This window comes from Citrifermentans bremense, from assembly GCF_014218275.1.
Classification (GTDB): domain Bacteria; phylum Desulfobacterota; class Desulfuromonadia; order Geobacterales; family Geobacteraceae; genus Geomonas; species Geomonas pelophila.
In genome coordinates this window covers 435072-455560 of the sequence record NZ_AP023213.1, presented here as the reverse complement: position 1 = coordinate 455560, position 20489 = coordinate 435072, and the positions used below count along the sequence as shown (strand labels likewise).

22 protein-coding genes and 1 tRNA gene are annotated in these 20489 nt (G+C 55.6%); 15 read left to right on the top strand and 8 right to left on the bottom strand.

The annotated features are described in order from the left end of the window. Nucleotides 1-93 precede the first annotated feature (93 nt). On the bottom strand, nt 94-1185 hold the full coding sequence (gene gcvT, locus GEOBRER4_RS01945; RefSeq protein ID WP_185244007.1) for a glycine cleavage system aminomethyltransferase GcvT: 1092 nt from the start codon (nt 1183-1185) through the stop codon (nt 94-96). A gap of 142 nt (nt 1186-1327) precedes the next feature. Between gcvT and GEOBRER4_RS01940 the strand changes: the two genes are divergently transcribed. From GEOBRER4_RS01940 to GEOBRER4_RS01915, 6 genes are all read left to right on the top strand, one after another. Next, nucleotides 1328-1666: a hypothetical protein gene (locus GEOBRER4_RS01940; protein ID WP_185244006.1), complete on the top strand. Its 339-nt coding sequence runs from the start codon at nt 1328-1330 to the stop codon at nt 1664-1666. A gap of 4 nt (nt 1667-1670) precedes the next feature. Continuing rightward, nucleotides 1671-2654, top strand: a complete 984-nt coding sequence (locus GEOBRER4_RS01935) for a 2-hydroxyacyl-CoA dehydratase family protein (protein WP_185244005.1) — start codon at nt 1671-1673, stop codon at nt 2652-2654. Between the two features lie 119 nt (nt 2655-2773). Beyond that, nucleotides 2774-3544, top strand: coding sequence for an acyl-CoA dehydratase activase (locus GEOBRER4_RS01930; protein WP_185244004.1), 771 nt, complete (start codon nt 2774-2776; stop codon nt 3542-3544). Between the two features lie 295 nt (nt 3545-3839). Then, the gene (locus GEOBRER4_RS01925) at nt 3840-4133 is read left to right on the top strand and encodes a cytochrome C (RefSeq protein WP_085814099.1); all 294 of its coding nucleotides are present in this window, start codon (nt 3840-3842) and stop codon (nt 4131-4133) included. A gap of 1 nt (nt 4134) precedes the next feature. Further along, complete coding sequence (locus GEOBRER4_RS01920) at nt 4135-4716, top strand: hypothetical protein (protein WP_185244003.1); 582 nt, start codon at nt 4135-4137, stop codon at nt 4714-4716. An 87-nt stretch (nt 4717-4803) separates the two neighbouring features. Further along, nucleotides 4804-5457, top strand: coding sequence for a hypothetical protein (locus GEOBRER4_RS01915; protein WP_185244002.1), 654 nt, complete (start codon nt 4804-4806; stop codon nt 5455-5457). Between the two features lie 159 nt (nt 5458-5616). On the opposite strand, the gene GEOBRER4_RS01910 is transcribed toward GEOBRER4_RS01915, so the two are convergent. Beyond that, nucleotides 5617-7008 (bottom strand): OmpA family protein, encoded by a 1392-nt coding sequence (locus tag GEOBRER4_RS01910; protein ID WP_185244001.1) that lies wholly within the window; start codon nt 7006-7008, stop codon nt 5617-5619. Nucleotides 7009-7034: 26 nt separating this feature from the next. Next, nucleotides 7035-7460, bottom strand: coding sequence for a large conductance mechanosensitive channel protein MscL (gene mscL, locus GEOBRER4_RS01905; protein WP_185244000.1), 426 nt, complete (start codon nt 7458-7460; stop codon nt 7035-7037). Between the two features lie 367 nt (nt 7461-7827). On the opposite strand from mscL, the gene GEOBRER4_RS01900 reads away from it, so the two are divergent. Further along, nucleotides 7828-7903: transfer RNA gene (locus GEOBRER4_RS01900), tRNA-Asn, on the top strand. A gap of 1205 nt (nt 7904-9108) precedes the next feature. On the opposite strand, the gene GEOBRER4_RS01895 is transcribed toward GEOBRER4_RS01900, so the two are convergent. Next, nucleotides 9109-9291, bottom strand: a complete 183-nt coding sequence (locus GEOBRER4_RS01895; RefSeq protein WP_185243999.1) for a hypothetical protein — start codon at nt 9289-9291, stop codon at nt 9109-9111. Nucleotides 9292-11019: 1728 nt separating this feature from the next. Here GEOBRER4_RS01895 and GEOBRER4_RS01890 point away from each other — a divergent pair. From GEOBRER4_RS01890 to GEOBRER4_RS01860, 7 genes are all read left to right on the top strand, one after another. Next, a complete protein-coding gene (locus tag GEOBRER4_RS01890) occupies nt 11020-11304 on the top strand; it encodes a hypothetical protein (RefSeq protein WP_185243998.1) in 285 nt (94 codons plus the stop codon). A 173-nt stretch (nt 11305-11477) separates the two neighbouring features. After that, entirely contained in the window at nt 11478-11909 is a 432-nt protein-coding gene (locus GEOBRER4_RS01885; protein ID WP_185243997.1) for a hypothetical protein, read from the top strand. A 173-nt stretch (nt 11910-12082) separates the two neighbouring features. After that, nucleotides 12083-12799, top strand: a complete 717-nt coding sequence (locus GEOBRER4_RS01880) for a zinc ribbon domain-containing protein (RefSeq protein WP_185243996.1) — start codon at nt 12083-12085, stop codon at nt 12797-12799. A gap of 81 nt (nt 12800-12880) precedes the next feature. After that, nucleotides 12881-13240, top strand: a complete 360-nt coding sequence (locus GEOBRER4_RS01875; protein ID WP_185243995.1) for a hypothetical protein — start codon at nt 12881-12883, stop codon at nt 13238-13240. Between the two features lie 384 nt (nt 13241-13624). Then, entirely contained in the window at nt 13625-14092 is a 468-nt protein-coding gene (locus GEOBRER4_RS01870; RefSeq protein WP_185243994.1) for a DsrE family protein, read from the top strand. A gap of 162 nt (nt 14093-14254) precedes the next feature. Then, nucleotides 14255-14878, top strand: a complete 624-nt coding sequence (locus GEOBRER4_RS01865; protein WP_185243993.1) for a hypothetical protein — start codon at nt 14255-14257, stop codon at nt 14876-14878. 164 nt (nt 14879-15042) lie between these two features. After that, entirely contained in the window at nt 15043-15414 is a 372-nt protein-coding gene (locus GEOBRER4_RS01860) for a cupin domain-containing protein (RefSeq protein ID WP_185243992.1), read from the top strand. A 70-nt stretch (nt 15415-15484) separates the two neighbouring features. Here the strand turns inward: GEOBRER4_RS01860 and GEOBRER4_RS01855 are convergent, their stop codons facing one another. From GEOBRER4_RS01855 to GEOBRER4_RS01840, 4 genes are all read right to left on the bottom strand, one after another. Beyond that, nucleotides 15485-15787: an addiction module antidote protein gene (locus tag GEOBRER4_RS01855; RefSeq protein ID WP_012774075.1), complete on the bottom strand. Its 303-nt coding sequence runs from the start codon at nt 15785-15787 to the stop codon at nt 15485-15487. After that, nucleotides 15771-16127 carry a type II toxin-antitoxin system RelE/ParE family toxin gene (locus GEOBRER4_RS01850; protein WP_185243991.1) on the bottom strand — a complete coding sequence of 119 codons (357 nt, stop codon included), beginning with the start codon at nt 16125-16127 and terminating at the stop codon, nt 15771-15773. Before GEOBRER4_RS01850 ends, GEOBRER4_RS01855 begins: the two co-directional genes overlap by 17 nt. A 37-nt stretch (nt 16128-16164) precedes the next feature. After that, nucleotides 16165-17484 carry a tyrosine-type recombinase/integrase gene (locus GEOBRER4_RS01845; protein ID WP_185243990.1) on the bottom strand — a complete coding sequence of 440 codons (1320 nt, stop codon included), beginning with the start codon at nt 17482-17484 and terminating at the stop codon, nt 16165-16167. A 467-nt stretch (nt 17485-17951) separates the two neighbouring features. Continuing rightward, nucleotides 17952-18794, bottom strand: a complete 843-nt coding sequence (locus GEOBRER4_RS01840) for a fibronectin type III domain-containing protein (protein WP_185243989.1) — start codon at nt 18792-18794, stop codon at nt 17952-17954. A 1070-nt stretch (nt 18795-19864) separates the two neighbouring features. Between GEOBRER4_RS01840 and GEOBRER4_RS01835 the strand changes: the two genes are divergently transcribed. After that, nucleotides 19865-20374 (top strand): HyaD/HybD family hydrogenase maturation endopeptidase, encoded by a 510-nt coding sequence (locus GEOBRER4_RS01835; RefSeq protein WP_143424284.1) that lies wholly within the window; start codon nt 19865-19867, stop codon nt 20372-20374. Nucleotides 20375-20489 lie beyond the last annotated feature (115 nt).

Below are 20489 nucleotides of genomic sequence, written 5' to 3'. Positions count from 1 at the left end.
TAGCTCCACTCTGCTCCGCCTGCCTGCAACAAAGCATTGGAACAACTGCGGGCTCCCCTCCTCCTGGAGGGGGAGGCTGGGAGGGGGGAATAGCTATGCCCTAAGCGAGCCCCCGGTGTAGAAGGGAAGCTCTACCACCTGGGCCTCCATCTCCACCCGCTCGTGCTTGATGGTGAGCCTGGTCCCGAGCGCGGCCGCCTCCGGCTTCACGTATCCCATACCGATGCCACAGGAAAGCATCGGAGAGAAGGCCCCGCTGGTCACCATCCCGACCGGCGTTCCCTGCTGCAGGATCTCGTAGTAGTGGCGCGGGGAACGGCGGGAGTCGACGCGGAATGCGATCTTCACCTTTTCCGGCCCCTTTTCCCGTTCCCTCAAAAGCGCATCCTTGCCGATAAATTCCTTGTCCAGGTTGACGAACCCGGTGAGTCCCGCGGCAAGCGGCGAGGTTTCCTCGTCGATGTCGTTTCCGTACAGGGAGTACCCCATCTCCAGCCGCAACAGGTCGCGAGCGCCCAGCCCGGCAGGAGCAACCCTCGGGTCCTTGAGCAGGAGCTCCCACAGTTCCGCCGTCTTGCCGCTGGGGAGAAAGATCTCGTAGCCCAGTTCGCCTGTGTACCCCGTCCGGCTCACGATGGCATCCGCCCCAAGCACGCGGGTCCTTATGAACTTGAAGAAGGGAAGCGCGCCGAGGTCGCCGCCCAGATGCTCCACCAGCACCTCGCGGGAGAGTGGCCCCTGGAGGTCCAGCTTCCCCGTCTGCGCGGAGATGTCGACCAAAAGCGCCGGGTTCTTCAGACGCGAGGAGATCACCTTGAAGTCGTTGGGGGCGGTCGCGGCGTTTACCACGATCATCACCTCGTCCTCCGCCAGCCTGAAGACTATCAGGTCGTCGATCACCCCCCCCGACGCGTTCAGCAGAAATCCGTAGCGCGAGCGGCCGACCGGGATCCCCTTCACCGAGAAGGTGAAGACGTCTTCCAGGCCGCCAGCCTGGATATCCCCCCTGTACCGGAACTCGCCCATGTGGCAGATGTCGAACAGCGCCGCTTTCTCGCGGCACCACCTGTGTTCGGCAAGGATTCCCTCGTACTGGATCGGCATAAGCCACCCACCGAAGGGAGCCATAAGCGCCTTGAGCCCCTCGTGGTGCGCTTGCAGCGGTGTCGCCTTGAGACCTTCCATAGTTACGTTCTCCTTTCTGCCGGCGGCGAGCCAGTAGTCGACTCCGGTATGCCAAGTGATTAGGCTAGGGGGCCCGCCCTCTTTAACTTCTTGCCAAATCAGCCAATTTGCTTATAATCTAGCCTTTGTTAGGAGATCCGAAATGGATAAAGAAGCAGTCGTTCAAAAGACCGTCGAGACGCTGGCCCCCTTCGAGACCGCGAACCTGGTGCATTTCATAAAAAACCTCACCGTGAAAAGCGCGATGGGGAATCCATGGATCATCGGCATGTTCCTGATCGTCGCCTTCTACGCCATCGTGGTGCGCTCGAAGTTCGTGCTCTCCCTACTTTTCGCCGCTGTTTCGCTGCTGCTTTTGCTGCGCTACACCCTGCCGGCCGAAGGGGACACCCTCTCGGTCTCCTCCACCCTTCCTTTCGCCTTCGGAGGCCTCGCCATAGGGGCGGTGCTCATCTACCTCAACTTCATCAAGACGGAGTAGGCTTTTGCGCAGAGTAGGCTTTACCACCACCATCCCGCTCGAGGTGTTGATCGCGGCGGGCGTGGTCCCCATCGACCTGAACAACGTCTTCATCACCCACCACGACAGCGCGTCGCTCATCGAAGATGCAGAACTCACCGGCTTTCCAAGGAACGTCTGCGCCTGGATCAAGGGGATCTACGGAGCCGTTGTGCAAAGCGGCGTCACCGAACTGATCGCCGTAACCGAGGGTGACTGCAGCTACACCAAGGCACTCATGGAGGTCCTCTCCCTGAACGGCGTGCGCGTCTACCCCTTCGCCTATCCGGCCGGGCGCGAGGCTGCGCCGCTCAAGGCGGAGATAGAAAAGCTCATGGGGCAGTTCGGCGTGGACTGGGACCAGGTGGGCCAGGCGAAAAAGCGCCTGGACCGGATCCGCACCAAGATTCACGAAATAGACCGCCTCTCCTGGCAGGAAGACAAGGTGACCGGCGAGGAAAACCATTACTTCCAGGTCTGCACCTCGGACATGAACGGCGACCCTGATGCCTTCGAGGCCGAGGTGGACGCCTTTCTCTCCGCAGCGACCGCCCGTCCGCCGCGCCAGGAGCGCCTGAGGCTCGCTTTCCTCGGGGTGCCCCCCATCATATCAGGCCTTTACAGCTTCCTTGAGGAGGTCGGCGCCAGGGTGGTGTTCAACGAGACCCAGCGGCAGTTCTCCATGCCCTACGGGATGGAAGACCTGGTGGAACAGTACAGGGCATACAGCTACCCGTATGACATCTTCCATCGGCTGGCTGACATCTCGCGCGAGATAGAGAAACGCCGAGTCGATGGCGTCATCCATTACGTGCAGTCTTTCTGCTTCAGGCAGATAGAGGACATGGTTCTCAGAAAAAGCATCAAGCTTCCGATCCTGACGCTGGAAGGTGACAAGCCCGGCGCCATCGATGCCAGAACAAAGATCAGGGTGGAAGGGTTTCTGGAACTGCTTGAGGATCGTGACTGAGAGGAAAGCCTCATCGTGACCAAATATACAATGTGGCCTTGGTTTCGCAAGCCTCGTAAATTCGAAAAAACAATTAGAAAAGCACACAATCACTACCCTGACAGGAGCAGAGCAATCAGGTGCCAGACAAACTGAAAATAGGAATAGATCTGGGGAGCAGAAAGGCGAAGTTCGCACTGATGCGAGGGGTGCAGATCGTGAGGCTCGCGGACCTGGACACCATCTCCTTTTACAAGAAATACGGCAGCATGGTGAACGATGAGCTCTCGCTGGACCTTTTGGGGAGCGGCATCTTCACAGCGGAGGAACTCGCCGAGGCGGAGATCACCGTTACCGGCTACGGCAGGAACAGCATCAACCTCCACGGGGCCCGGGTCATCTCGGAGATCAAGGCCCACGTCGCCGGTGCACGCACCCAGACCGGACTCGCCAACTTCACCCTGCTCGACATGGGGGGGCAGGACACCAAGGTGGCCCAGGTGGTGGGGGGGCGGCTGACCGACTTCGTGATGAACGACAAGTGCGCCGCCTCCAGTGGGCGCTACCTGGAGAACATGGCCGCCGTGCTTGAGGTCTCACTGGAAGAGCTTTCCTCGCACTCGGCCGATCCGGTGGCGCTGGACGCAACCTGCGGCATCTTCGGAGAAAGCGAGCTGATCGGGCAGATCCTGCGGGGGTACGCGCCGGAGCGGCTCTGCGCCGGGGTCAACCTGACCCTGGTCAAGCGGGTGATGCCCATGCTCAAGCGCTTTCCCTCCGACACCCTGGTGATAACCGGGGGGGTGGCCCTGAACCGGGCCATGGTGAGCCTGCTGATGGAGCAGTGCGGGATGAATGTAGTGATACCGGAGCACCCCCAGCATAACGGCGCCATCGGCTGCGCGTCCTGAACCTAAAAAGAACTCACCACAGAGGACGCAGAGGAAAAACAGAAGCAGGAAAATCACAACCTTTTTTGGGTATAACCAAAGACTTTAACTTTTCGCCTTCCTCTGTGCTTCCTCTGTGGTGACGCCTTTTGCCTTTACCAGAAAAAACTCTATGACCTCCGTGGGCCTCTGCGACCTCTGTGTTCCGCCGTTTGGTTCTCCCGGATCTTCTCCACCGCTAATGGTTTTAATTTTCGCTTGAATTTTCCGCGCGGCGCGTTTACCCTCGCCGCAATTGTATTCTTCGGAGGGCTACATGCGCATCGGCAAGAAGGACTGGTTCTTTATCATCATCATCGCCGCCGTCTTCGGCACGTTCTACCTAATTTCCGGCGAGGAGACCACCAAGCGGGTCCCCCTGGACGAAAACCACAAAGCGTCCTACGAGTTGTTCAAGAAAACCGGGAGCAAGATCGAGGCGGACAAAGGATGCCCGACCTGCCATTACGAGCCCGGCGGCGTTCCTTTCCCGGCTAAGCACCCGGTGAAACCGAAAGACGGCCCTTCGCGCTGCCTGTTCTGCCACAAGCTGAGGCTCGCCGGAGTCTAGTTTGTCTACGCTTAACCTGACCGGGGAGTTGGAACGCCTGATCCGGGACATTACCGCCCGCATTCCGCAACTGCAGCACGTAATGCCGGACAGGCTGCTGGTCTGTGTCTCGACCGGCAGGACCACCCGCGGCGGCAGTCTGGCGAAGATCCACCCTCTGCGCTTCGCCGGCGGGGAAAGGTCGGTCAAGGCACGACGCGGGCGGCGCAGCGTGCTCTGCACCATGCCCACCATCAAGCACCAGGGAGAGGAGATGCTCTACGTCATCTACTTCCTGGTGCCAAGGTTCCTCGAGCTTCCCCAGCGGGAGAAGCTCATCACCATCTTCCACGAGCTTTACCACATCTCCCCCGCCTGCGACGGCGACATCCGCCGGTTCCCCGGCCGAAACTACGCGCACGGCTCGTCCACCAAAAGCTACAATCTTCTGATGGGAAAACTTGTGGACGCGTACCTCGAAATGATCCCGGAACACTCTGCGCTGGACTTCCTCGAGGGAGACCTGGCTTCACTGCGCTCCCGGCATAAGGCCATCGTCGGCCGTCGCCTGCAGGCTCCCCGCATCAGCATCACCCCCGCCTGACCAATCCCTTAAGTAGCGCAGGAATTCGACCGATACGGTGATCTGTTATATACTTCTGTAATTCTCAGTCCCAAGGGGTGCGCCCTCATGTTAAAGCTCGATTACACCATCGCTAGAAAGTTTGAGGAGCTGGCCGAAAAAGCCAAAAAGGTCAATTCCTCCCAACAGATAAACGACATATCGGCGGTTGTCGACTCCAAGCTGTTTCAGGATTGGGCCAGCTCCGCCCTGAGCCTTCTTCAGCAGGTATTCGGCGAGGAAAGCGCCTACTACCGCAACTTCGAGGCGATCTACGCCAAGATCATCAACATCACCTACAAGGAAAGCTTCGACAACTGCCGCGCCATCGTGCAGTCCGCGCGAAACGAGTTCGAAGGTGGAGGATTGAACGAGGTCAGGCTGTTTCTCGACCATGCGGTACTGGAGTACCTGGGGGGACGGACCCTTGATTTTCTGCACCGCGGTGACCTTGCCACAGCCACCATCCTGGCCTCGGTCCTGCTAGAGCAGGCGCTGGCGCTAATCTGCGGCAGCAGGTCCATCCCATCCGGGAGCGTCCCCGAAATGAACGAGGCGCTCTACCAGGCAAAAGCGTACCAGGTAGGGACCTATCAGCGGGTAAAAGACTGGTGCTACATGAAGGATGACTTCATCGCCGGAGATGGCTCCAGGTACCGCACCGCCGACGTTGAGGACATGCTGCGCGGGGTGCAGAAGTTCATAGCCAAGGAGATTGGGTAAAAACAGAAAGAGATTGAGAAAAGACTTAGATCGAAATAGGGATGGATCACGACCTGTTGAGACAGGTCGTGATCCGATACATATAACAGAAAGGGGAAGCCACAAACCGGCTTCCCCTTTCTTTGTTTCTCCTTGATCTTAATCTTGATCTAGATTTATCTACTTCTTGATCACGCAGTCGATCACGGCATTGATCCTGCGGTTCTTTGCCCGCCCCTCGGGTGTGCTGTTGTAGGCGATGCGCCGAGTGTAGCCATATCCTTTCGCGGAGAGCCGACTTTTATCTATGCCGAAATTCTGCACCAAATACTGCACAGCATTCTCTGCCCGCTGCTGCGACAGTTTCATGTTGTAGTCGGCCCCGCCGACGTTGTCGGTATGCCCTTCGATGACCGCCGTCGTAGTGGGGTATTTATTCATGTACTCCCCAACCTTGGCCATCTCGTTTCGGTACTGAGGCTTGATGTCGGCCTTGCCGCTGTCGAATTCAAGCAGCAGGGTCATGCAGAGCCGGTCCGGGGGCTGAACTTCCTTGACATCGAAGGCGCAGTCGATGATCGCTTCGATGCGACGGTTGGCCTGCCTTCCCTCGTCAGTGCTGTTGGAGGCTATCGGGCGCGACATCCCGAAGCCGCGGGCCTCCAGGCGCGAGCGCTCGATTCCATAGTTGTCGGCCAGGTAGTCGACGACTGCTTGGGCGCGGCGCTTGGAGAGATCGAGGTTGTATTCGGGGTTACCGACGTTATCGGTGTGCCCTTCGATGACGGCGGTGGTGGTCGGGTACTGCTTCATGAAGTTACCTACCGTTGCGATCTCGTCGCGGTACTCCGGCCTGATCTCAGCCTTGTCTATGTCGAATTCGCCCTGCAGGGTCACGCAATATTTGTAGTGCCCCGGAGCAGGCTCTGCAGCCGGCACCGGCTCCAAGGGGGCTTCCTCGGCCGGCGGTTGCACCACGGGCGCCGCAACGGGCGCCGCAACTGGAGCGGCTGCTACCGCCGGAGCGGCCTTCCTCCCGCCGAAAACGAAATCGACCCCGATGCCGTATTCCAGGTTGTGGAAGGTTTCATCATGATCCCTCATCACGATATGGCGCACATCGCCCCTGAGCGCCATGGCATCGGTCAGGAAATACTTAACCCCGCCGCCATAGTTGAAGGCGGCGCGGTTCACTTCACCGTCCCTCTCGTAGTCGCGCCAGTGTCCGCCGAAGCCCATGGCCAGGTAAGGGACCAGCGTGTTTTCAGGCATGAAATGATACAGCATGTCCAGGTGATAGTTGAGGGCATCCACATCCCCAATCCCGGAATGTGCCTTCCCTTCCGTGCTGATGTAGGTCAGCACCGCCTCCAAACCGAAATGGCTGGTGAAGTTGTAGCCGCCGCGCAATCCGGCGGCGGGCCCAGTCTCCAGCCGGTCTCTCCCCAGGAAACTGTAACCGGCGACGTAGGGAGAAACAGAGAAACTCTCCGGCTTTACCTCTGCGTACACCTGGGCAAACATGCTCAAAAGCAACACCGGTACTAGAACAAGCTGCAGGTAGATTTTCATCTCACACCTCCTATCGTAGTTGATTTCTACTGGGCTGAAGTGCAATTCGGACAACGGGACGCGTTGACAGGTATCATGGTGCAGCAGTGTGGACATTCTTTGGTACTAGCCGGAGGTGTCGGAGCCGGAAGCAGCCTGTTTACCTGACGCACCAGCAGGAACAGTGCGAAGGCAATGATGATGAAGTCAAAGACCGCGTTCAGGAAGAGGCCGTAGGCTATGACCGGCGCCCCCAGGGCCTTTGCCTCGGCGACAGAGCGGACCGGTGTGCTGGAGAGATTCAAGAACAAAGAGGAGAAGTCGATGTTACCGAGGAGTTTGCCGATGGGCGGGGTGAGGATGTCCGAGACGAAGGAGCTGACGATCTTGCCGAACGCGGCGCCCAAAACGACAGCTATGGCCAGGTCCAGCACGTTACCCTTGAGTGCGAATTGTTTGAATTCTTTAAACATTTTTTGCGCCCCCCCTGTATGATATGACCTCAGCAAAAAACACATGGGAAAGGCTACCACCCTTTGCACCGTGCGCAAGAAAATTGAGTTGTGTTCTGAGTCATTACGGCGGCAGGGCTTCAGCGCCAGCCGCAGTTGATGGATACCAGCATCGCCGTAAAACGCGTAAGGAGAGCGACATCAAAACCTTGCGCCAGGATCGGAGGGAGGATGGGAAAAAATTTCTGCTGAGCAATGCGTCGATGCAGAATTCCTGTTGACACACCAAAAGTGCTATGTTATACACGTAATCTCTTCGCGGGACAGGGTGCCAGAGGCGCTCCCAGCGCGGGGAAACACGAGGTTAACAACTCGTGCAACCGAATATTCCCCATTAGCTCAGTCGGTAGAGCGGGTGACTGTTAATCACCATGTCCGTGGTTCGAGTCCGCGATGGGGAGCCAATCAAATCAAGGGGTTACGGTTTTCGGCCGTAACCCCTTTTTGTCCACGTATCCTCCCACGTATCCTTTTTTCTCACCCTGAATCTTAGTGAAAAATAATTCCGTTCGCGTCACTTCTGCGGAGTTCCGGCTGCGCAAGCTGCAAGCGCTCTAAATTCCGCTGTTTTGTTCCCAAAGCGCATCTTACCGTTGGCTCAGGCTGCTACGGGAGAAGCTCAAGGTGCAGACAGATTCTTTTCGGAACTCCTCCCCTTACGCCTCCACCAACTGAGACGGCAGTTCATTCGGGAGCAAGAATCTGCCTTTTCCGGCCGTACCTCTTTTTCACCCACGTATCCTCCACGTATCCTTTTCCCCCTGAACCTCGCTGAAAATTCCGTCGCACCGGCAGCACCGCAGCGACGGAAGTAGACCTGATTCTTTTGGTTTCAGACTGGAGAAATTTGCCGGCGCACTCGGTCCGGCCTTAACGGTTTGGCTCACGCTCTCGTGGAGGTGACGCAAGGTGCGGCAATTTCTTTTTGCGACATTTCCTCAAACACCTTCACCAACTCAGTCGGCAGTTTTCTCGTAATGAAGTCGTTGAGCCACCGGCAGGATTGCTCGGTTTGGTCCTGCGCCTGCCGAGTCCAGGCCGAGACTTTTTCCACCTGTTCCTAAAACTCGGCACGGCGTTTTTTCTCCTGATCCTGCGCCGGCCTCGACACCATGGGCGAGCAGATCGTGGCGCTCCTGGAGTTGGGAAACCTCGGTCCATAGTTCGAGTAAAGCTGATTTTTCTCTCCTGATCCGTGAGGAGATTTCGGAAGATTTTGATGATGGAGGCCAGGCCGACATCACGGTTTCACCTCCGACGTCGCCAAGTTTGCGCGCCTCGTTTCTATCGTGTTCTGCAGATCTCCGGTGGGAAGCCGGTGCTTGTTTTCGGCCATGCAGGACATATTTATAAGCGTCGGACAGCGGAATACGGCGGTATTACCGGTATACGCATGAATAAACGGGTACTTGAGCCTATTCGGTATTACAGGTGCCATACGCCGTCCGACGCGAAATCATAGAACTTTATCAATAGCAAAGGCTCGGTGTAGCCCACAGGGCTGCGTGGGGTGTGAAAGGAAAATCAGCCGAGCCAAGCGAGGCCCGCCTCGACAGGAGCCAAACCCGAAAAGCCCCCTTCCTGCACACCGCCAGCGCTGGCGCCGACCTTACTTTTCCATGTCCATCCCGAGCCCCTCGGGAAGGGAAAGCTCCAGCTGCCGACCCACCATCTTTTGCAGTGAAGGGATCTCTCGGACCGGTGCCGGCAACTTGTGACTCGGAACCCGCAGCATGGGAACCACATGCTCCAGGCTCGTCGTCTTCCGCACACCCGCCTCGGGCTGCAACATGACCCGCTGCAGATTTTCGATTTTCAGGTCCAACTCGCGTACGGGTCGCAGGTTTATTTTCTCGTAAATGCTGCACTAGACATCGTGGTCTCGTTCGCCCAAATTTGCTGAGGATGGAACTTTTCCCGCAGGCCATTTTCACTGAACGGGTCAGACCACCGATGGAGTTGATGAAGACTCGGGTCACGAATCGGGTGCCGAGTTGCTACGACGTTGTGCGCGCTGTAACTGGGCAGCTCGTATTCCTGGACCGCGCGAGATCTTCTTCGGGCACCTTCACGGGACGCACCGGCGCATATCTAAATTAAATGCTCAACGGTGCCCTCCCCGACTCTTGTGGATGGTGACCTCCTGCCGCTTCAAGTTCCTGCACCTACCTGAGCAGATCCCCCGCCTGGATCCCCTGCACCTGCTTACCCCCGCAATAAGATGGAGCTCCACCTGCAAGCCTCGCTGCTTCGGTTCATCCACGACGCTAAAAAAGACGCTCCGCCTGTCGGACTCCCAGGAACCAGGTCTCATACACCCGGAACTCCACTTCTCGATTCGGGATGAGATTTTTTTCACCCTTGACCGTTACCATTGCCACCTCCCCGTTTTGCCTCTGTAGGGCAAATTTGGAAGCCGGATTCACGCTTTCTAAAATTGAAGAGGGTGCAGGCGGGTCTTCCGGTGGCAAGGGAAAGTTTCCGGGCCGCTTTCCCGATTTAGGCGAGGTTGATGGAGAGATGCTCCCGCCCATCATGGACCAGCACCTCCTGGTGAAGCGCTCGATTACTTCTGGAGAGAAGTCTTAGCTGTCCCCAGGGCTCCCATGGATAGGGTAGCGCCCCGGCTCCCTGTCAGCTCGTTAAAAACCTCGGCTGTCTGTCCGGCCGTCAGCCGGACGCCTTCTTCCGACAACCTTTCCAGGTACCGTTCCACCACCGCCTTTGTGGTGACGCTGTGAAAGGGCGCCAGTTCCCTGATCCGGTCGGGTTGTGCATCTCCAACCCCTGCATCTCTGGGGTCGCATTCCAATGGTAGCTGCAGGAGTACTTTATTATTGTTTTTCATTAACATTGCATGTTATTCTGCGCCTGCCAAGGGCAAGATATCCCTGAATTTCAAGTCTAGCGGGGATGGGCCCTGAAAAGAAGGCAGTCAACAAAATCCCCGGCCCATCAAATTGGAGGGGCGTGTCACTGCTTCTAATACGAAAGTTCCCGATATAAGGAACCGGCTGCAGTCGCCTATATAGGTAACAAGTTGCCTATATAGGGAACCGGTGCCCTACATAGGTAACTTTTCTAACCGGTCAATAACAATGTTAGGCAGAAAAAAATGAGATTAATACTCTATCGAATACTTTCAGTGTTTATAGTCGTTGACCTTGTTGCCATCGTCTATTTTATCACGACGGCAAACCTTCAAAAAGCATATCTAACGATGGCAATCATCCCGGCAATCTTGATAACTCAAGTGTTTATAATCAGATGCAGGTGCGGGTGCAGACCCGGACTATGGCTGCTTGCAATATGGACAATGTTGCTTGATTTTGAGCTATATTTTACTGACACGCTTCTTCTCAGAAGATGCCCTAAGTGCAACAGAGATTTGCAGCAAAAAGACTGGTGGGAAGATGCCTAACCAGGGCCTTAGACGCCGACCGGGGCTGAGAAGCGCCCCGGTGCGGGTCAAGTCCCGGCCCGTTGGTCTGCATAAGAGAAATATCGAATTAAAGGAATAATGGGAATCGAAACCATCATAAAAAGCACAGAACTCGATGAGAAGAAGAGAAAGCGAGTAATAGGAAAAGGCTTATTTCTCAGCAACTATCTTCTAATAAGCTTCCTCATCAAGCATTTCATGAGCGCGCCGGGCGGCGGAGCAGTGTTTGTGATAGGGAACCTCGGGACTTTGTTGATAGCGCTTTTGTTGACCGCCTTGATGTATAACCTCCTTCCCCCAAAAGTATGTCTAATGTCGATACCGTTGGCGCTCGCGATGGCAGTTATTGCAGCCGTTTTCTGAAGCTCGAATATAAAATCTAAGTGGGGACTTCCGGGGGGACGGAGAGCGCGGGGGGGATAGGCACCAATCAGCGCGTGACGAAGGCAGGTTCCAACAAAACGGCCTTGGGCGCGGACGGCTGACGCCGCCGGTCAAGGCCGGCCCCGTTAGACAAAAAAAGATGAGGAAAAAACATGGCGAGAAAAATCATGAAATGGGGCCTGATCGCCTGCATCCTCCTAGCTTCACCTTTAGTCTATACGGAAGTACAGGCATTTTTGACGTCGAACGGAGCATTCCCGACAATCAACGCTTTCTCGGCCAAGTCGAAAACTGCACTGGCAGTCATATTCGCTCTTTTCAACTTAATCACCGCAGCTTTCACAGCAATCATTACAGTTCTACCGGCTGGATTTTTAGAACCGAAACAACCCAAAATTATTGCCTCTTTTTTTGTGCTGTTGACAGAATGCCTCCCGGTTTATGCCTTCTTTCAACAACCGAATATAACAGCTTTCACCACAGTAGTAATGACAGGACAAGTCATTGCGTTTGTGCTTACGGCATTCATGTTTGCAGAGTTTGGGAGCCGTCTCGCAAAGAAGAGAATGTGGACGGATGCCTAACAGGCCCTTGGACACCGACCGGGGCTGTGAAACGCCCCGGCGGGTCAAGGGCGCAAGCCGTTGTGTAAGGAAAATAGAAAAATATGACGAATGACCAGAGAACAGAACCTGGAATTATCTTTCTGGCGTTCAGGGCGCAACGAAGCGGTATTATCAGCCAGGAGGGCAGATAGATGTCTTCACCCCCGCCCGTTTGCCCCAAGTGCGCCGCACCACGTACCGACGATAACTGCTGCCCCCACTGCGGAGTGATTTTCGCCAAGGTACGGCCACGGCCGGGTATGCCGTCTTCGGAGTATGAGGATGCCGAGCCCGTGCCTGGCCCGCCTACTGTTGCCTGCGAGCCGGTTGCCTCGGCCGTTGTCGTTGTACGCGTGATATTCCTCGTGATCCTGTCGTTCTACAGCTTCCGTATCCTGACCCATACCATCGCGTCCAATTACGTTGGGGAAATTTTCCTTCACCTTGTCAATCTCCCATTTCATGAGGCAGGGCATGTCCTTTTTTCACCTTTCGGCCGTTTTGTCCAAGTTGCCGGCGGGACGATCATGCAGCTTCTGGTGCCGGCAGTAGTGGCGTTCTCCTTTCTCATGCGTCGCGACCGCTACGCCGCAGCCGTCGGAATCTGGTGGTTCGGAGAGAGCACGGCTGATGTGGCTCCCTATGCAGATGACGCCCGTACTGGGCAGCTCCCGCTCCTTGGTGGTGTGACCGGGAGTGAGGTGGAAGATTACCACGACTGGGAGGTCATGCTGGGAAAGCTGGGAATCCTTTCTTGGGATCACGCCATCGGTCGTTTCTTCTTTATAACCGGTGGGATCGTAATGACCGCAGCCATCATCTGGGGATTGATTGTTTCGTTTCGTCAGACAGAAGGCGTCTCCAGATAAGTCAATCGTGGTATTTCCCAACTCACGGCTGGACCGGCCCAAATAAGCCGGTCAGCCTTGCGTTGGGCAGAAGAAGGGAATATGACAACAAAGGAAGTAAAACAGATAAAAATTGCAGCATATTTGACAACGATTGGTGTCGCGGCGAATGCATTAAATAGAATGCCACTTCAAGGCGTTATCATAGCGCTTGCCTATGCAGCCTTCATATTTGTACCGCTCGCCACCGTTTTGAATAAATGTAAAAAACAAATAGATGCCCTTCCCAAAAGTATAATTTATTTAGTGTTTGGATTGAGTGTAGTTTTATGGAGAGTTCTGCGGGCACATCCAATTGCTGAAGCAACATGTGCTTTTGTGGCCAGCTTTACTGTTTATGCTACTGCCTTTATTTATGATGAGCGACTAGCTGAAAAGCCTGCAAAGCAAGAGATGCCATAATCTCCGCGGGCAGTAGAGTAAACGAATGAACGAACCCAGCCACGTCCTTATACACGGACGGCTGACGCCGCCGGTCAAGGCCGCCCCCGTTGAGCAAGTAGAAGAAAAGGCGGAAAATGGATATCTTACTGGTCATCGTAATAGTTACAAATATTTCGTTCCTTGCAATGGTAGCTAGGCTAAGAGTGAGTCATAAAGAACTTTCTGAGAGCATGGGAATCGACGGGAGGCTGCTTTGTGGCTCGGTCAAGCAACTTGCGACACTCGTTGAGTTCATAATCAAGAGAAAACCGATTTATTTAAAAGACAATTTATTGATAGTCAGCAGTTACACCTTCTTGGCGTCGTTTAGGTACGATCATCATTCTTGCAGGAGGGGTAATAATGAACCTTCAACGGCTGTTGGCAGTAATTATCGCAGTTCTTGCCTGCACTGGGTCTCTTTATGCTGTACAGAAACCTGACGATCGGGAGGCCTTGGCAGGATTGACGTCTGCCAAAGTAATTTTCGATGTGCGGGTGCCCGATCTCGACAAGCTAAACTTCAACCTAAATCTATTTAAAGAAACATATGAAGGGATGGTTGCCCAGGGAATCAAGCCCCAGATGATTATAGTTTTTCGAGGCCCCGGGGTCAGACTACTTACAAATACAGCTCTAGACGATGAGGCCAAGGATCTGATCCGAGATTTGAAAAAATTGGGGGTCCGATTTGAGGCTTGCGCGTTAGCCATGCGGGTATTCAAAGCCGATCCGGAGAAGCTGTTCCCTGAAGTAAAGCTAGTCGCGAATGTTATAAACTCGTTGATCGGCTACCAGAACAAGGGCTATGCAATGATCACCATCAATTAAGAGATTGTTGGTTGTGAGTGAGTAGAGAATACATAGAAGTTCCGACAAAATACTCCAACACAAAATCAAATCGCATAACCAGCCGGTTGCACGCGGCCTTGAGGCCGGTGAACCTGACACCGCGTAGATGCAGAAAATAAAAATTAAAGTAACGGTGCGACAGTGGGCCTGATTTTTTTAATTCTTGCCGTTGTGGTGCTTGTCACCGGTGTCTTCTGGTGGTGCGAGAAAAAAGTACCTTCTGGACAAGCCACCTGCGGACTGGGACTGTCAGATTTCTCCAGGCGTGAGTTTGATGCGCTGCTCAACAAGCGTAAATTTTCTGCTCTCACGTCTTGGGTGAATACTCCCTACCTTTCCCAATTCTTCGCGGGGACCGTTAACGGTATGAACACTTGTGTCTTCACTATCTCTAGGAGCCGTTACTCGCCTACCACTTTTGGTATTCTACTGACATCCCTGGATCTGCCTATCCCAAAATTCATCCTGAAACCTAAAACCTTCACAAAAGAGGTTGGAGACATGCTCGGGATCGGAGACCATCGCGCTTCATTTCCTCAATCTCTTGTAGATATGTACGATATCTCATCTGAGGATGACGGAACCTTCGCGGCGATGCTGAGACCTGAGATCATTACCTTCTTTCTACATCATGAGGGCTTGTCAGTTGAATACCAGAATGGAGCCCTGTTGGTCACGCCATCGTTGATCAGCAATGAGCAAAATTATGAACCTGCAGTCCAACGTACCCATACTTTAGCTCAGTTACTTGGACAATCGAGATAGCAGACAATACTACCTTCGCGGCTCTTCTGGCGAAGGTCCGGGCCGCGGTACCCTGTGGCGGTTGCCTTATAAATTTGTTATGGCAGTATTGACGGGCGTGTCTTGCCGGTCGCGGTGCTTTGGTCGGCGAGGCCGCGAAGACAACCAGTTGAAAGGAGGCTGCCATGGAACTGGTAACGGGTAGATCTGCAGTAAAGAACTTCGGAAAGCCGGACGAAGTACGTGAGTTTCCCAAGGGAAGGGTGGAAATGCTGGATATTGGTGGTGCGTGGGTGGGGCGAGCCACATTCTTGCCCGGGTGGCGCTGGTCCGAGTCGGTCCAGCCGCTCGTCAAGACCAAAAGCTGCGAGGCTCCCCACTTCCAGTACCACGTCTCCGGCAGGCTCCATGTGGTGATGGATGACGGCAGCGAGTTCGATTGCGGCCCCGGCGACGTCGCGCTGCTCCCGATGGGGCACGATGCCTGGGTCGTCGGCGACGAACCGGCCGTGGTGGTCGATTTCCAGGGGATGATTGACTACGCAAAGAGAGTCTGAAGCTTAGGGGGCGGGAACTCGATTCTGAACTCCGCCCCCCTCTTTGAGATTTGCCGTGTGTCCGGGTGTACTAGGCGGACGCGCGCTCCGGGGTGATATTCAACCGCAGCCCTACTCCGTGCAGCAGGTTGAACAGTGTCCTGATTTCGGGGTTGCCCCGACGCGACAGGGTGCGATACAGGCTTTCACGGTTTAGATGGGCCTTGTCCGCTACCGCAGCCATGCCACCGTTTGCCTCCGCGACGTTGCGCAAGGCAAGAAGGAAGGCTTCCCGGTCCCCCTCTTCCAAGGCCGCGTTCAGGTATGCCGCCGCCTCGGCCGGGTCCTTCAACGCCTCGATGAGATCCTTCTGGTAGTCAGTCGTGTGAGCCATCTTGATGTCTCCTTCTGTGATCCTGCAAGCACCCCGCAGCCTTCGCGATATCCCGTCGCTGGGACTCCTTGTCCCCGCCGACCAAAAGCAGGATCAGCCGGTTTCCCTCAAGGGTGTAATAGACGCGATACCCAGGGCCATAGTCGACCCGCAGCTCGTACAGCCCCTCACCCAGGTTCTTATGGTCCCCCAGGTTCCCAAGCCGTGCCCGGTCCAGCCGGACGCGGATCTTGGCGCGCCCGGTTACATCCCGCAGGGCCTGCAGCCATTCCCTAAACGGCGCTGTGCCCCCCTCCGTCCTGTAATACTCGATTTCGAAAGGAAAAGTCTGTGTCGTCATAGATATTAGCCTATAAGCTACAAATTGACAAGTTGGATTACGCCGGCTTGGACCGGCTGCCGATGGCGATCACCTTCCCCTTCACTCCGGTGGTGATGCCGATGAGTCTCCTGGACCAGGATTCGAGAGCCGCTTGCTTCTGCGCGTCGTACTTGAACTGGTTGTAGACCCTGATCACCCCCTGCTTGGCGTGGTTCAAAACGGCGTCGATCACCTCATCCATCTCGCCGGATTCGGCCATGAACGTTGCCGCGGTGCGCCTCAGATCGTGCGGGGTGAAGTGGGCGACGTCGAGCCGGTTTACCGTGGCGGGCTTCCCATCCCGGTCGAGGACCCGTTTGAAGTTCTGATCGAGCACAGGGGAGGCAAGGGCCCGCCCCACTGCCACTATCAGCGCTTGCGGATCTATGGACTGCACTTTGGCGCGCTGCGGCGAGGGAAACATGAAGCCGTGATACTCCTGGTCCCCCGGGATGCCCTGCTTTTCCTTGTTCTCGGCGACGGCCTCCGCCAGGATCTCTCTGGCGAGCGTCGACAGGTACACCCGGTGGGACTTCTTGTTTTTCACCCTCTCTCCAGGGAGTATCCACCAGTCCCCCTTGATCTCGTCGGTATGCATCCCGATCACTTCGCCCGGCCGCTGCGCGGTGACCAGCACCAGCTTCAACGCGCGCCTGCTTTCATTGGACATGGCGCAGGCATCCAGGTTGTTCCAGAAGGTCCTGATCTCTGCTTCCGAGAGGACCCGGTCCCGAGCGACCTTGGGCGCTGGAGGCTTGACGCCGTGGCAGGGGGTGTGCTCCAGGATGTCCCGCTCCACCGCAAAGTTGAACATCTTCCGGACCAGGGCGAACGTGGTGTTGGCCTGTACCGGCGCCCCGCGATCCATGATCTTTTCCAGCAGCAGGACCACGTCCCGCTTGGTGATGTCCCGAGCCTTCCGCTTGCCCCACTCCGGCAGTACGTCCCGCTTTATCATCTGCTCGTCTTTCTGCCAGGAGCGCTTGAACTGCTTGGCGTGGCGCTCCAGATACTCGGCGCACAGCTCGGCAACCGTGGGAGCCCTGCGCCGCTCCTCCAGCTCCGCTTCCTTCTGCGCCAATGGGTCTACCCCCGTTTTCACCTTGGCCCTTGCTACTTCACAGGCCTCCCGGGCAGCCGCCAACGGCACCGCAGGATAGCTCCCGAGCCACATGTACCGCTTCTTTCCCTGGAAGGTGTAAATGTAATACCAAAGCTTCTCCCCGGAAGGAACCACCCGGACCGCAAACCCTAATCCTTCGCGCGCCCAGAAATCCTTTTCCATCGGCTTCAGGTTTTTAATGTACAGGTCCGTAAACCTGATTCTGCTTTTCATTTTCCCACCTCTCAACCGCCGTTTTTCGCCACGTATCCTTTTCCAGAACGACATGGTGATCTTTCCACGTATCCTCCCACGTATCCTTTTGTGGTTGTGCTGCAGTGAAACGTGGTGCAATGTCCTGAATAGGATGTTAGCCGTAAAAGGCCGTGGTGTCTACGTTTACGAGGTTTTTTGAACAGCCCTGAAACGGCATGAAATGGCCTGAAAAGGGGCTTGGGACGCTCTGTTAATCACCATGTCCGTGGTTCGAGTCCGCGATGGGGAGCCAAAAAAACCATGGCCGATTCCTAAAAAGGAATCGGCCATTTTCGTTCCGTGTGCCGAAGTACCTCCCCGCATACACAGACTCCAACAATATGATCCAGAGCTCACTTTTAGTTGCACGCCTCCTTCGCCGTTGGCCCAAAAGAATAAGGCGGTCGTTGACCGCCTTATAGTACTTCCGCTTAGGCTCACCAGTTCTATTTCAGGTTAAAAGTACCTGCTACAGGGCTGGTGACACTGCCGTCTTCATAGTTGCGCCTCAAATAAATAACCTGGAACGATGCCGGGGTGCCTGAGCTGAGGAAGAAGTACTCCGCTTTTACCCATGGATACACGAGTATCAATACGCCGTCCTGGAGGCCCCACTGTCCGGCCATAGGCTGACCGACTTTCAAATTCTGCCCTGTGAAGGTCCCGTCCGGGTTGAAAGTAACCACTCCATACCCGTCTGGCGAGATGGTGTAGTCGAAGGTTTTCCCGTTCACCATCTCGGCAACAAACAGCGCCTCCGGAGTGGCGCTCAGTTCAGTCGAGACTGCCGATTCTCCTGACTGGTTAACTGCCGTGACGACGAAGTAGTAGATTGTCCAGTTCATCAAGCCAGTGAGCACACAGGGTGAGACGGCGCCGACCTTTCGCGTTGCCACACTGGGCGTCACACTACCAGTGGTAGACCAATATACGTTGTACGAAGTTGCATTGGCGACGGGGCTCCAGGAGATGGTGACTTGGCCATCTCCCGGCTGTACCGTGACCCCAGTCGGCGCCCCCGGAATGGTAACCGCCGGGGGCGACACCGGAGTGTCGACTGTGCCTCCCGTACCGCTGCCAGTCCCGCCTGAGGTGCTGTCATTGGTTCCACCGCTGGACCCAGTCCCGCCAGTGGGGTTCGTGATGCTGCCGGTGCTACCGCCTGTTCCGCCGTCGGTGCTGTTGTTGACAGATCCGGTATTACTGCCTCCACTGCTGCCGCCTCCACCACCACAACCGAACAGGAGTGACATGACGACGATCGTTAGAATCACCAGTAACCTTTTCATCTCGGACCTCCCAGTTAAACCCGGTGATGCTTTCCCATGGGTGAGACGTCCCCGTCGGGTCGCCCCCAGTGTCCGCACCAAAATGGAGGCGACGCACGGTTGCGGTACGTTTCTCCAGACATGTCAACCTCCTCTTTGCACCTGAACTCGAATCTCTTCAGCAGAACCAGTGGGTAAAAATGGCGTCAGCCTGGTGGCAAGCAGCGCCTCAAAAGTGCATCCCGTCTCAAGTCTGGCAAAACGGGTTTAGACCAAAAAAAACCAATGCTCAGAGAAGGAGAGCGGTATGCTGTTAAAGTCTATCCCTATTGGATGCAATTGCATCTTGGATTTTGTCAATGCCACTGCACATTGAAGTGAGCGCCGAATGCTGTCGGTTCTTGAGATTAGGACTCACGCCTATAAAGAGGTCCATCAACCTTCAACCAGTGAAGATCCATTAGGACGGAGTCGATACACTGCAGCTAGCCGCTTTGAGTTCGCACTTCGTGCATCCTACAGCCTTCTCTCCAGACCTTACGCCGTGTGGCTCAGTCCTTCGTGCGCTTGCGTTCGATGCCGTGTAAATCCCTTTGGCGGAAAGGAGCATCGTGCGCATAAATGATATTTAATTACTTTTCATTTAAGCACGTGACATGCCAACGACAACCACAACGTTTACGGCCATTTACAGGTCTGAGCCTGCAGCCTGCTGTGCAAGAATTGACCATCGTGTGCAAGAACCTGGGGGGGCAGAAGCGGGCGCGAAAGGAGCTAGAGGCGAAGAGGTGGCAGCCGGCCTGGGCATCAAAATGGCACAAACGCGGATATCTTTTATAATTCTGATGCCATGTTTTATCGAAAACTTGTCGAATTTAAAGTGCAAATGAAGTCCTTGCTTTATACCCCTCTTTACGATAAAACATTTTTTTACTACTATTGTTCTGCCCGCGAGTAAGACGCGGTACGGAATGGACGCCGCCTGCCTGAGAACGATGGGCAGGCCTCAGGACTAGACTCGGCCGACACGGATGACACGGCTAATGAAGGTAAAATCAACGGGGGTTAAGATGGCTCAACGCGGGAAATGCATGCCGAGGGTTCTTGTCCTCGGCATCGGCAACACCATTATGAGTGATGACGGTGTGGGCGCAAAGGTGGTCCAGGAACTGCAGCGGGAGTACCGATTTCCGGCTGGAGTCGATGTCGTCGACGGTGGAACTCTTGGTCTAGCGCTACTGCCGCTTCTGGAAGGAAAAAGCCATGTCATCATGGTTGACGCAGTCGAAACCGGAAAGCAGCCGGGGTTCTGCGTCAGGCTGGTCGGGGAGGAACTTCCCTCAGCTCTGGACACCAAGCTTTCACCACACCAACTGGGGCTGAAGGACCTGCTGGGTGCAGCTCAATTGATGGGGCGCACCCTTCCGGAACTGGTCCTTGTCGGAGTGCAGCCCAAATCTCTCGCGCTGGGTTCCGAGCTGAGCGCAGAGGTCAACCTGCAGGTGGAGACCATGAAGGGGGCTGTGCTGAAGGAACTGGAGCGGATCGGAGCCCACGTCGAACCTGTCTCGCCTCCCCCTTCTTACCGGTGGGACCAGTGACCGCGGAAGAGCTGCCCGCGCGCGGGCCAGTCTTACCTTACCCCCACCGCGCTACATAAGCCTCCAGCCTTGCCAAGGCGAGAGGCTTTTTTTGTTCACGGGGGTAGATCTGGTG